This window comes from Microcoleus sp. PH2017_05_CCC_O_A (assembly GCF_020738785.1).
Lineage (GTDB): Bacteria > Cyanobacteriota > Cyanobacteriia > Cyanobacteriales > Microcoleaceae > Microcoleus.
This window is the reverse complement of sequence record NZ_JAEQCB010000149.1, coordinates 1-12,280: the sequence shown is the minus strand read 5'-3', so window position 1 is coordinate 12,280 and position 12,280 is coordinate 1. Positions and strand designations below refer to the sequence as shown.

Below are 12,280 nucleotides of genomic sequence, written 5' to 3'. Positions count from 1 at the left end.
CTGTAAGGCTAACACTGCATAATTTCAGCCCAAAAGCGTTTGGCTTCCAAGTTTTCACAACTGATAAAAAAATCCGACCCACATCTGCGGAATGTGGGTCAGAACTTTGCGCCGCTCATGGCTGCCATGAACGCCATCGGGTTCCAGTACTCGCGGTAGGTGACGATTAGCCCGTTCTTGAACGTGACAAACGTGGCGTAGCTCATTTCATAGGGGTTGCCGTTACTGATCACCCGGCCTGAGACGCTCCATTCGGCAATAGCCATGTTGGGGTCATCGGTAGAGTTGATCTTCAGCGTGGGAGTTCGCTGCACGTCAATGACGCTGGGATAGTTCTTCAAATACTCGTAGATGGCCGCGCGGCCAACCAGCTTTCTGGAGGCCACGTCGGGTGCGAAGGGGAATTCGACGACAACGTTTTCGTCGCAGAGTTCAGCCCAGCCCTTAATATCTTTGGCTAGAAAAGTGTCCAGACTGCGCTTCAGCAATTGCGCTGCGGTCAGACCCTTGCCAGCCTCTTGCGTGTGTGCGGGTGCGGCGGTGGCGAGCGTGACGTCGCTTGTGAGATGATCTTGTTTCATGTGATTGTGTCCAAGTTGGGGTTGATGATGTTGACTTGCCCCTGCGGCAAATCTCAGAGCTATCGCCCTTTCGGGCGGGGTTGCTTTCGCTGATTGCGTACTTCTCTTAGACCATCCGGGCAGCGATGCTTTCGGCCAGCATCATGGTCGGGAACCCCGTTGCGACGGAGGGCACGTCAGGCCAGATCGAGGCATCGACGACTCGCAGGCTCTTGACGCCACGAACGCGCCCGTCAATATCCACCACAGCCCCGGCATCGCGCGCCCCTCCCATTGGAACCGTGGAGGTCGGATGCCCATAGCTCTGCACAGCGGCGGCCAATGTGGCGTTGATCGATGCGCGGTCACTCTTCGCCGCGCCCGGTGATAATTCCGCACCCACCATGCTGGCAAAGGGCTGCTGACGCGCGATGTTCCGGATGACTTCAATACCATCGACCAAGTGATCGCGATCGCCGCTGTCCGTCAGGAAGCCGAGATCGATGATGGGAGCGGCGTTAGGATCACGGCTGGCGATGGTCAGCGTTCCCACGGAACGTGGTCTCACGAGTGCCGCAAACAGCAGGAACATCGCAGCGTCGGCAGTCTGCCCAGTGTCGGGCATAGGTGCGGTGCTGATGTTCAGATCTGCCTCGCCGCTTGTCGCGTGGCTGGATGCTGTCCACAGCATTGCGCCGATGGGGGGATACGCAAGACCCACGGCTTCCTTGCGAATCGACCAGACGGTCGGGACCAGCGGATGGTCTTGCAGACGGCGACCGACCGGCACATCGGACACAACCGGGATATCGAGGCCGCGCAGCACTTCAGCGGGGCCAATGCCAGACCGCATCAGGATCGCCGGACTGACATAGGTGCCAGCCGACAGGATGACTTCATCGGCCAGGATGATCGCGCCGCCAGCCAGTCGGACGCCTTGGGCTTTGCCTTGCTCCACCAACACGGCATCGACCAGCGTCTCGTCGCAGATGGTCAGATTGGACCGGGTGCGCACCGCATCACCCAACAGGGTCATTCCCGTGTTGAGCCGCACACCCATGCGGGTGTTCATCACATACGGACCAACGCCCAGCGGCTGCTCGGTCGTGAAACCCGCTGTGCGCTCGTAGCCCGCCGCCAGCGCCGACGCGATGAAGTCGCGATGCTGGTCGGAGACTTCCTCATCGCCAAGCTGGTGGATGGGGACGGGGCCGTCACGGCCCTCGCCGCCAGAGCCGGAGCTGCGCTCCAGCGATTGATAGAATACCTGCGAGCTTTGCCAGTTCAAGGTGTCGAGGTCATGCGCATTGGCCCAGCGATCGTGGTCGTATTTTGGCAGCCGCATCGTCACTGCGCCGTTGACGGCTGAACAGCCACCCAGTACCTTGCCACGGTAAAGCTGAAGCCTTCTGCCCAGCAATCCAGGCTCGCTGTAAAAGCCCCAGTCATGCTGCGAATCGCCACCTAATAGGTCCTGGCGGCGGACTGGGTCGGGGTAGGCGTTTGGGGGATATGCCTTGCCCGCTTCGAGCAGCAAGACACGGCGAGATGGATCGGCACTCAGTCGGTTGGCCAGCACTGCGCCAGCGGACCCACCGCCGACGATAATGATGTCAAACTCTGCTCGGCCAGCGCGCCCAGCAAAGTCTCGGCGGCTCTGTTCTGTTGCGTTGATTGTTTGATTGCCTTTCATTTCATTACTCCTGTAAGGTCTTCTCCGCACGGCACATGCCGCGAATTTGGGATAATTTTAGTGATCAATCCAAGATCCTGCGTTGCATGCTTTGCGGTGACGATGCCAATCTTGCGGTTCGATGTGATGGCAATCGCTCTTATTTTGCGCGTGCGCGTTGTAATTAGGTGCTTTTACACAGATGCCATTTGCCGATCGAGCTTGGTCTCCTGTCCATCTCGTTGCACAGATTGAGCTTTGTCATAGCTCTCCATCAGGGCGCGGTAAATCGGCATGAGGTCAACCATGACACTGGCAAACTCCATTGCGTCCGGACGGTTCCATGTGTTCATGAGTTCGCCGATTACTGCGTAAGTGTCAATGGGCATGGCTCCCGCCTGGACGACGCGAGCCAGAGTGAGGTCGGTCGCCATCTGGCTCCAGTTGCCGGAAGCGTCAATGATCGTGAAGACCTTGTAACCAGCGGCCAGTGCGCTCAGCGTCGGAAACGCCATGCAGACGCTGGTGAGAGTTCCGGCGATGAGGAGAGTCTTTCGCCCAGTCTTCTCGATCGCGTCTACCCAAGCTGGGTTGTCCCAGGCGTTAATCTGTCCTGTGCGCGGAATGTAAACCGCGTTAGGATTGTGCTGGTGGATTTCGGGAATCAGGGGACCATTGGGACCATCGGGCACCGAAGCAGTCGTGAAGGTCGGAATCTTGGCGAGTCGGGAAGTCTTGGCGAGCGCCGTAACATTGGAGCGGAGGGTTGGGAGTTCGATGTCACGCACAAGTTGGAAGAGTCCGCTCTGATGATCGATCAGCAGCAGTACTGCGTCGTTGGGATCGATCATTGTGTCGATGGTGTTGCTCATGGGTTTGTCTCCTTTTTCATTCAAATTTCAGAATAAGTTCAATATAGGAGATCGCTTTCAAGCCGTCTTCTACAGCAAGTTAAAACTTTTACAGTACAAATTGATAGAGTAACCCTGCGATCGCAAAGTAGAAGGCTGGCTCTAACTAAAGTTAGAATCCGAACTCGATCGAAAGTACATCGGGTATGACAATGATTCGTGCAAAACTGTATCACGACAGGCTTAAAACCTTTGTATAGCTACTTTTAAAGATCGATGTTTCCAAGAGTCATGAATCGTTTTACGGCAGTGAAATTTCCGGTTCAATATCGTGGATTACTTGCAGATCGTAATCGACCGCCTTGGTGGCGCGCTTCGCGATCGGCGGTGGAGAACGATTGCCGAAGGCAGGCTACGCCAACGAGATTAAGATCGTAGACCCCAAGACGTTGCACCCGTTTCTCTGACTCAGTTCGGCGTTTTCAATCGCGATCGTCGATAAATTTACCCCTCGATTATATTCGATGTTCCCACAAAAACTAGATCGCTGTTTCCAGCGTCACTTCAAGGTGTGCGGATTCACGATCTGTGCCATACCTTTGCCACCGAGCGGGTTGGGTTAATGGGGATTGAAGAGTTACGAGCACTGATGGGGCACGAAAATATTCAAACTACTTTACGCTATCAAAAGGTTACTTCTGAGCGAGCAGAGGCAGCAGCGCAGAATGCGTTTATGATGCTATCGATGCAATTGTTTTAGAGGTCAGTCTTTGAGAAACAATAGCAGATCGGCATTGAGGAGATCTTTATGCGTGTCAGCCAGTCCGTGAGGTGCTCCGGGATATATTTTCAGGGTGGCATTTTTTACCAATTTTGCAGCAGCGATCGCCGCAGCACCAATCGGTACGATCTGGTCATCATCGCCATGAACTATCAGTGTTGGCACGTCAAACTTTTTGAGATCTTCAGTGAAATCCGTTTCAGAGAAAGCTTTGATACAGTCAAATGCATTCTTGTGACCCGCCTGCATTCCCTGGAACCAGAACCAGTCAATCGCGCCCTGTGAGACTTTGGCACCCGAACGGTTGAAGCCGAAGAATGGGCCGCTGGCGAGATCTTGGTAGAGTTGCGATCGATCGGCTAAGGAACCAGCACGGAGTCCGTCAAATACCTCGATCGGCAGTCCATCGGGATTTTGTTCGGTCTTGAGCATCAGTGGTGGTACAGCAGAGATCAGCGCAGCTTTAGCAAGTCGGGCTGTGCCGTGGCGACCGATATAACGGGCGACTTCGCCGCCTGTGGAGAAGCCGATTAAGGTAGCCGCGTTGAGATCGAGCGTTTCCATCAACGCGGCGAGATCGTCAGCATAGGTATCCATCTCGTTGCCGTTCCAGGGTTGACTCGATCGTCCATGTCCCCGTCGATCGTGGGCGATACAGCGAAAGCCACGCTCTGCCAAAAACAACATCTGCGCTTCCCAGCTATCGGCATTTAAAGGCCAGCCGTGACTAAAAACAACGGGCTGTCCTGCGCCCCAATCCTTGTAGTAAATCTGCGTACCGTCTTTGGTGGCGATCGTGCTCATCTTTTGTGTCTCCTGTTTTTGATTAGGGAGGATCTGGAATGTCGTTGCCCTCATCGATCGATAATCGATCGCACAATGATGTGAGGGGGAAAGGATCGATGGCACGCCGCTGTTCCTTCACCCCTCTTTCCCCACTTGACTAGGGATTTTGGCTTGGGTGTAAGATCTGAGCATACGAACTCCGTTCTGCCGATCGAAGATGCTTAGATCGCATCCAGTCCAAGCTGTATTCAGCTATTTCTCGCCAGCCGCGATCGAGTACCAGGGAGTGCCCGCGATCGGCGAACTCCTTGAACTCGGTTACAGCCTTCGATTTCCTGTGATACAGATTGAGCGCACTCTTGACCATCACTGACGGAGCTGTGTTGTCTTCTGCGCCTGATATCAGCAGCAACGGGCCGCGAGTCGCGTTCGCCACATTGACCTTCGTTGCTGCATTTGGGTTGAGGGTTGCTGTGGCAGCCTCGAAAAATGGTCGCCCAGGGGCTGGCATTGCGTACTTGGCGTACAGTTCCTTAGCTTCCTGCTCTGAAACGGCGTTGGTAAAGCCGAAGCGGAACTGTTGCTCGGTCAGGGACACCGCACGCCAGAAGTTTAAGGGATTGCTCAGAACCGGAAACGCGGATTTCAGTGCCGAGAGTGGCAGTTCGGGTACGCCCTTGGGCGGCGCAGAATCGATCGCGATCGCAGCGGCAGCAAGGTCACGACCAAGTAGGTTCTGTACTAGGATTCCGCCAAAGGAATGTCCAATGAGGATTGGCTTGCGATCGAGCTTTTTGATCTGCTTGGCAATGTGGTCAGCGATCTCGGTCACGCCATAGCCTGCGACAGCATCAGCGTTCTGGCGCGTTGCCTCGGTGGTTGCCCCATCGCCCGGCCAGCTTGCGGCGATCGCGTCATAACCATGCTCGTGGAAGAACTCGATCCAAGGATTCCAGGATTCTGCATGAAGCCAGAGTCCATGAACAAAGACAATCGGCATCTTGGTGGTATTTTCGGGTGACATCACAGTACTCCTTATAGTGTTTCGCAACTTTGGTGTATCTAAAAGACATCTCTTAAAAAGCCTATCAAGAACAGGCAGGATGCCTGTTCCACAAGAATTATGGGAGATATCTAAACAACTTGTCTGCAATGATGCCGACTACCTAAGACCACCCGTGACGTATAGCGTTTCACCAGTGATCCAGGCTGAATCGGAGGATGCGAGGAAAACAGCCGCAGTTGCAATATCCTGTGGCTGTCCAATGCGACCCAGTGGGGTTTGCGCTTCAGTCTGTTGGCGACCTTCGCCCTCGGTCATTCCCGCTGTGTGAGAACCCTCCGTCTCCACCATGCCAGGATTAATGGCGTTGACGCGGATGTGGCGTGGTCCTAGTTCTTTCGCGATCGACTTTGTGATAGCATCAACAGCCGCTTTACTGGCGCTATAGATCGAGCCGTTCGCGGGCGCGAGGGTGCTCACGATCGAACTAATGTTGATAATGCTGCCGCCCTCTGGTCCGAAGTGCTTTACTCCTTCCTGCAAGGTGAGGATCAATCCCAGCACATTCAGATCGAAATGCTTGTGGAAGTGCGCTTCCGTGATGTATTCAAGTGGGGCAAATTCATAAATGCCAGCATTGTTGACTAGGATATCGAGCCTGCCAAAGACCTGCTGCGTCTGTGCAAACAGATGTTCGATCTCTGCTTTTTTGGACACATTTGCCTGAACTGCGATCGCCTTCCCACCAGCGCTAGAAATCTCATCAACCACGCGATCGGCTCCTTCTTTGCTAGAGGCGTAGTTGACGACTACGGCTGCACCTTCGGCTGCCAAATGTTTGGCGATCGAGGCTCCGATGCCTTTAGATGCACCCGTCACGACTGCAATTTTTCCTTCTAGTTTTTTCATGGTGAGTCCTATAGTTGTGGAGTTGGAAAGAGTTATCTAAAACAGGTTGCGAGAACACAAGAAGATACCTTTCGGATATGCAACATGGGTCTTACATCAGCAGATCAGAGTCACTCCTTGAGAAACGACAGAAGGTCTGAATTAAGCTGATCTTTATGCGTGTCAGTTAGTCCATGAGGTGCGCCTGGATAGATTTTTAGGGTGGCATTTTTCACCAATTTTGCGCCAGCGATCGCAGCAGCCCCAATCGGCACAATCTGGTCATCATCGCCATGAACGATCAGGGTTGGAACATCAAACTTTTTCAGATCTTCCGTGAAATCTGTCTCTGAGAAAGCCTTGATGCAGTCGAACGTGTTCTTATGCCCCGCCAGCATTCCCTGTAACCAGAACCAGTCGATCGCACCTGGTGAGACTTTGGCATTCGGACGGTTGAAGCCAAAGAATGGTCCACTAGCGATATCTTTGTAGAGTTGCGATCGATCGGCGAGAGAACCAGCACGCAGCCCGTCAAAAACCTCGATGGGAAGTCCGTCAGGGTTATTCTCTGTCTTCAGCATCAACGGTGGTACGGCAGAGATTAGCGCAGCTTTAGCGACTCGTGCAGTGCCGTGACGACCGATATAGCGGGCTACTTCTCCGCCACCAGTGGAGAAGCCAATTAAGGTAATACCTTTCAGATCTAGGGTTTCAATCAACTCGGCGAGATCGTCAGCATAGGTGTCCATCTCATTACCGTGCCAAGGTTGGCTCGATCGCCCATGTCCGCGTCGGTCATGAGCAATGCAGCGAAATCCGTGGTCAGCGAGAAATAGCATTTGAGCTTCCCAACTATCAGAATTTAGGGGCCAGCCATGACTGAAAACAACAGGCTGTCCAGCACCCCAATCTTTGTAGTAAATCTGTGTACCATCTTTGGTCGTGATTGTGCTCATTTTTCTGTCTCCTTTTTCATTTCATAGAGGTCATCAGAAATATTATTATTCTCACCAATCTTGGAAACAGTATTTTTAATTGCCCTGTAAATGTGCTTCCAAAAACCATAAATATTTATCCACCGTGCGCGATATTTCGGTGAAAAGATCGGCAGTATCCGCATCTTCTAAATCGTTAGTTAGATTGATTGTTTCTCGCATGATTTTGGCATAGGGAGCAAGGCGATTGGCGATCGCTATCACATGATCTTTGCCATCGATGATATCGTCAGGATATTCGGGGAGAGTAGATGTGCTGGCAGCGATGCGGACGGTGCCCATTGCAGTGCCGCCGAGGGTGGTAACTCGTTCGGCGATCGTGTCAACATATTCATCAAGCTCAGTGGCGATCTGGTCGAACAGTTGGTGCAATTGGTAAAAATTCATGCCTTTGACATTCCAATGTGCGTGCTTAACCTGTGTTTTTAGGTCGAGAGTCAGAGCCAAAGCAAAATTGAGCAGGGCAATAATTTGAGTGCGATTTTCAGTGGGTAGATCGATGCGACTGGAATAGAGCTTTGTAGCTTTTGCTTGAATATCTAAATGATCGATCGAAACGGTATGAAATGTGGTCATGAGATTACCTCTTATGAGTTTGTGGTGGTTTTACAGCTTAACGAGCTGCATTTATCCTCAGTGATATGTTGTTTGGTTCTAAGAATCAACAAATTTAGGGACTTGCCGTGACGATAGCTGTAATCAATTGCTCAATGTTCCAGCGATCGCGATATCGAGTTCCATTAATAAACAGTGCTGGCGCAGTTGTTACTCCACTTTGCAAGCCACTTTCGATATCTTTGTTGATGCGATCGACATACACTTGTCGAGTCATCTCTTGTAAAAACTGGGGAATATTGAGTCCCAGGCGATCGGCATACTCCACCAAATAGCCGTTGCCTAAAGCTTGTTGATGGTTGAACAGCATGTCGTGCATCTGCCAAAACTGACCCTGTGCCCCTGCTGCTAGCGCCGCCGCTGCCGCCTTTTGAGCTTGAGGATAGATTTGAGGTTGTGGGAACTGTCGAAACACAAAACAGAGATAATTTTCCTCTGGAAATGTTCCATTAAGCTGCCCATAAATGGTCTCAATTAAGACGTAAAGTTCTCCACATTGAGGACATTGATAATCTCCATACTCAACTAGGACAACTCTGGCATTGAGCGATCCTTGTCGATGGTCTCGCGCAGAGGGTGATTCAACTAACTGGTTGCGATCGCCCGATGCTTCAGAAATATCGTGACTCATGCTAAACCTCTGAAGGAAAGAGCGTTCATCGTACAAGCTGTACTGTGAAATCTCTTTTCCTCAAACCTACAATTGTTTGTATGTCCTTAATTTAGGGGACTAACTCAAATCTGTCGTCAATTCAGGGGCTATATTTGAATCAACAAAAAGATCAATTATTAGGCAATCTGAGGTATTAGGTTTATATCAAACTTAAGTTCAGGTTCATAGCAAACTTAAGTTCCTATGACATTCTTATAGGCTAGCAATCCCTCGTTTTAAGGCAATAATGGTTGCCTGAGTGCGATCTTTGGCTCCCAACTTGCTTAAAATGCGGTTGATATTCGATTTGACGGTGCTTTCAGTAACACTTAAGGCAGCACCGATTTCCAGATTGCTCATACCCTGTGCCACTAATCGCAACACATCTAATTCGCGATCGGTCAACTCTGGATTAGTCATTCGCTGTGCCAACTTAGCACCAACATGAGGTGGAATATACTGCTGCCCGTTGTGAACGGTACGAATAGCAGTTCGCAGTTCCTTAGGCTTACAGTCTTTGAGCAGATAACCCTTTGAACCTGCCCGTAATCCCCGATAAATATCTTCATCTCCATCGTATGTCGTCACTACAATGATGCGAGCCGTTTTAAATTCAGCACAAATCGCAGTAATGGCTTCCACTCCTCCCATTTGGGGCATTCGTAAATCCATTAAGGTTACGTCTGGTTGCACTTGACGGAACAATTGGAGCGCCTCAATACCGTCTTGAGCACGACCAATCACAGTCATATCTTCTTCTTCATTGATGATGGCTGCTAATCCTTGCTGGACGATGGCATGATCGTCCACAATCAGAATCCGAATGACCGCTGGTTGGCTCATAACTGTCTACTCCCGATTCACGATTACAATAATCTCTGTACCCCGATCGGGCTGACTATGGATGATTAATTCACCACCAATCTGCTCAACCCGTTCACTCATCCCCAATAAACCAAATCCCTTCATTGGGTACACTTGGTCAACTTGAAATCCCTGTCCATCATCTTTAATCTTTAAAAGACACTGCGTCTCCTCATAGACTAATTCAAGTTGAATTACGCTAGCATGGGCATATTTAATGGCGTTGGTTAATGCTTCTTGGCCAATGCGTAAGAGGTTATTTTCAACATCTGGTGATAAAGCATAGACAACACCGATGATTTCACAGGTGATGTGAGTGTTTGTGGAAGATTTCATTTGAACGGTTAGATGGGTGAGGGCACGATATAAGTCTCCCTCCTCTAACAGTTTTGGTCGGAGGGTGGTAACTGATCGCCGAGCTTCAGCCAGTCCAGTTCGGGCTAATTCATCGATTGTTTCCATGTGAGCCTGAGCCCTCTCTGGATTTTTTGTAATCTGCTCCGTCGCCGCTCCAATATGCAGCAGAATGCCAGTAAACGCTTGCGCTAGTGTATCGTGGATTTCTCGCGCCATGCGGTTGCGTTCTTCTAAAATTGAGGCTTCCTCAGCGCGTTTGCGATCGCTAATGTCTGTAATCAAACCATAGTATCCTCTCACTTGAGCATTGCGATCGAAATCGGGGATATAGACAGCACTGATATGTTTTTTGCCAGACGAATAGGAAAGTTCTGATTCATAGGTCGTGATTTGTCCTCCCAACACCTGCTTAATATACGGTTCAACAGCTTGATAAGCCACCTCACCCAATATCTCACGGTTCAGCTTACCAAGAATTTGATCTCGACTACGCCCAAACCAAACTTCACAGGTCTGATTGACAAAGCGATAGCGCTGATTGGCATCTGTATAAAAGATGCAAACTGGTAGTGCATCGGTGATCAGTCGCAATTCTTGTTCGCGTAAGCGCAGTTCGTCGTAGACATCGCGCAGTGTAGCCTCACTTTTTTTGAAGTCGGCTGTTCGTTCTGACACCTGCTGCTCAAGAGTCCGATTGTAATTCTCTAAAAGCTTCTCATTTTGCGACAGAGCTTCATTTAATGTCTTCATTTCATCAAATGAAACTTGTAATTCATGAGTCATTGTATTAAATGACTTTGCCAACTCCCCTAATTCGTCGGAGCGTTCTGTATTAGCAGTTTGTTGCCAATTACCCTTCGCTAGTGCCTTCGCTGACTGATTTAAGCTGAGAATTGGTTGGGTAATCCATCGAATTGTTTGGATGCAGATTAATACCGCTACTACCAAGGCAACGATACATAGTAAAAAAGTAGTGAGAGTATTGCTATGAATTTGCTTGACAAACTCGTCTTCAGGTACAACAACTATAATTAGCCAATCGATCCCTCTTTCATCTTTTAGAGAACTTAGTTGTAAAAAGTGGCGCTTCCCATCATTCGTAAAATCAATTTGTTGACTTCCACTAATTTTGTCAAAATCCCCAAAACGATCGCTTAGATATTTAGCAGTTTCTCGGACTAAAGGAACTGTGCTTTCGATTGCCTTAAGTCGTTGAGCATTCTGCTGATTTTGGTTTAAAATATATAGCTTCTCAGAAGTAGAAGATGCTACCATCAAACCTGATCGCTCAATTACAAACATTGCTCCCGAATCGCTGATTCTTAATCCTTGCAAAAAAGTACTAATCTGTGAGATTGCCAAATCAGTTGTTAAAATTCCTGCCAATTTTCCTGTTGAGTCAAAGAAAGGAACGCCAGAGGTAAGGCCTACATTGTTATCCGTATAAGTAGTAATCTTGCTCCATGCGGGTCTCCCTGCTTGAGCGAGCGTGATGTACCAAGGTCTAGTTCGGGTATCATAGTTTGGATTCAGACTCAACAGATTCTTCCGATTTCCATTGCTATCTGAGGTGTAAATAGCGAAATCACCTTTAACAAAATTTCCCGTACTACCGACTGTCAAATTGGTTTTGTGGCGACTCGCTCCAATGATTCCACCTTGCTCATTTGACACGCTAATGTAACTCACTGATTTAAACACTTGAAGCTGTCGAGCAAAGTACCGTTCTAATAATTTAGTGTCTTTCACATTAAACACATCTAAATGCCCCGATTTGATCGCTTCAACATTCACTTGATTGACGAGGTGGGGAGTTTCCAAATAGCTTTCTATATAAGATTGAATATGAGCACTGGTTTCCTGGCGTATTTGGGTTGAAAGCTCGTTAACTGCTTGTTCTCCATTCTTAAATGAAAGATATCCAACAAACCCCACGATGCCTAGAATTTGCAGTACCAGTGGCACAATAAGAACAGTTCGCAACGAAAGCTTACTGGGAATCTTGGTAACGCTGCTCAGTAATGATTTAACAGCCATATCAAGCTCCTATTTTCTCGTGATGTGCTGTCAACAATCTACACTTGTTGACAACACGCGACCGCCTTGCTGCGCGCTTGCGCATTCGGCTGAAACCCGCTTTGTTTGGTGGATTAGAGACTTAAGGGAGCACCACAGAATGATTGATCCTATAATGACCCAAAGATAATTTCAGTGTGCAGCGTATCTTATGTCTCTAAAATCTATCATGAAACTGAC

The 12,280-nt window shown here is 49.6% G+C and carries 11 protein-coding genes; all 11 read right to left on the bottom strand.

What is annotated here, in order from left to right; genetic code table 11:
- Nucleotides 1-98: 98 nt before the first annotated feature.
- Nucleotides 99-581 (bottom strand): nuclear transport factor 2 family protein, encoded by a 483-nt coding sequence (locus tag JGK20_RS27010; RefSeq protein WP_293232773.1) that lies wholly within the window; start codon nt 579-581, stop codon nt 99-101.
- A gap of 106 nt (nt 582-687) precedes the next feature.
- Entirely contained in the window at nt 688-2,253 is a 1,566-nt protein-coding gene (locus JGK20_RS27005) for a GMC oxidoreductase (RefSeq protein ID WP_293232771.1), read from the bottom strand.
- A 173-nt stretch (nt 2,254-2,426) separates the two neighbouring features.
- Nucleotides 2,427-3,104 carry an isochorismatase family protein gene (locus tag JGK20_RS27000; protein ID WP_293212796.1) on the bottom strand — a complete coding sequence of 226 codons (678 nt, stop codon included), beginning with the start codon at nt 3,102-3,104 and terminating at the stop codon, nt 2,427-2,429.
- A gap of 742 nt (nt 3,105-3,846) precedes the next feature.
- Nucleotides 3,847-4,773, bottom strand: a complete 927-nt coding sequence (locus JGK20_RS26995; RefSeq protein WP_293204221.1) for an alpha/beta hydrolase — start codon at nt 4,771-4,773, stop codon at nt 3,847-3,849.
- Between the two features lie 34 nt (nt 4,774-4,807).
- Nucleotides 4,808-5,674 carry an alpha/beta fold hydrolase gene (locus tag JGK20_RS26990; RefSeq protein WP_293204223.1) on the bottom strand — a complete coding sequence of 289 codons (867 nt, stop codon included), beginning with the start codon at nt 5,672-5,674 and terminating at the stop codon, nt 4,808-4,810.
- A gap of 138 nt (nt 5,675-5,812) precedes the next feature.
- Nucleotides 5,813-6,562, bottom strand: a complete 750-nt coding sequence (locus JGK20_RS26985; RefSeq protein ID WP_293204225.1) for a glucose 1-dehydrogenase — start codon at nt 6,560-6,562, stop codon at nt 5,813-5,815.
- A gap of 110 nt (nt 6,563-6,672) precedes the next feature.
- Nucleotides 6,673-7,497 carry an alpha/beta hydrolase gene (locus JGK20_RS26980; RefSeq protein ID WP_293204227.1) on the bottom strand — a complete coding sequence of 275 codons (825 nt, stop codon included), beginning with the start codon at nt 7,495-7,497 and terminating at the stop codon, nt 6,673-6,675.
- A 75-nt stretch (nt 7,498-7,572) separates the two neighbouring features.
- Nucleotides 7,573-8,112: a DNA starvation/stationary phase protection protein Dps gene (gene dps, locus JGK20_RS26975; RefSeq protein ID WP_293204229.1), complete on the bottom strand. Its 540-nt coding sequence runs from the start codon at nt 8,110-8,112 to the stop codon at nt 7,573-7,575.
- A gap of 94 nt (nt 8,113-8,206) precedes the next feature.
- Nucleotides 8,207-8,782, bottom strand: coding sequence for a DsbA family protein (locus JGK20_RS26970; protein WP_293204231.1), 576 nt, complete (start codon nt 8,780-8,782; stop codon nt 8,207-8,209).
- A 234-nt stretch (nt 8,783-9,016) separates the two neighbouring features.
- Complete coding sequence (locus JGK20_RS26965; protein WP_293232769.1) at nt 9,017-9,646, bottom strand: response regulator transcription factor; 630 nt, start codon at nt 9,644-9,646, stop codon at nt 9,017-9,019.
- Between the two features lie 6 nt (nt 9,647-9,652).
- Nucleotides 9,653-12,061 (bottom strand): histidine kinase, encoded by a 2,409-nt coding sequence (locus JGK20_RS26960; protein ID WP_293232767.1) that lies wholly within the window; start codon nt 12,059-12,061, stop codon nt 9,653-9,655.
- Nucleotides 12,062-12,280: the final 219 nt, after the last annotated feature.

Bases quoted from the DNA above. Each gene is read 5' to 3' on its own strand.
- JGK20_RS27010 (WP_293232773.1), bottom strand. From the start codon at position 581: ATGAAACAAGATCATCTCACAAGCGACGTCACGCTCGCCACCGCCGCA.
- JGK20_RS27005 (WP_293232771.1), bottom strand. From the start codon at position 2,253: ATGAAAGGCAATCAAACAATCAACGCAACAGAACAGAGCCGCCGAGAC.
- JGK20_RS27000 (WP_293212796.1), bottom strand. From the start codon at position 3,104: ATGAGCAACACCATCGACACAATGATCGATCCCAACGACGCAGTACTG.
- JGK20_RS26990 (WP_293204223.1), bottom strand. From the start codon at position 5,674: ATGTCACCCGAAAATACCACCAAGATGCCGATTGTCTTTGTTCATGGA.
- JGK20_RS26985 (WP_293204225.1), bottom strand. From the start codon at position 6,562: ATGAAAAAACTAGAAGGAAAAATTGCAGTCGTGACGGGTGCATCTAAA.
- JGK20_RS26980 (WP_293204227.1), bottom strand. From the start codon at position 7,497: ATGAGCACAATCACGACCAAAGATGGTACACAGATTTACTACAAAGAT.
- dps (WP_293204229.1), bottom strand. From the start codon at position 8,112: ATGACCACATTTCATACCGTTTCGATCGATCATTTAGATATTCAAGCA.
- JGK20_RS26970 (WP_293204231.1), bottom strand. From the start codon at position 8,782: ATGAGTCACGATATTTCTGAAGCATCGGGCGATCGCAACCAGTTAGTT.
- JGK20_RS26965 (WP_293232769.1), bottom strand. From the start codon at position 9,646: ATGAGCCAACCAGCGGTCATTCGGATTCTGATTGTGGACGATCATGCC.
- JGK20_RS26960 (WP_293232767.1), bottom strand. From the start codon at position 12,061: ATGGCTGTTAAATCATTACTGAGCAGCGTTACCAAGATTCCCAGTAAG.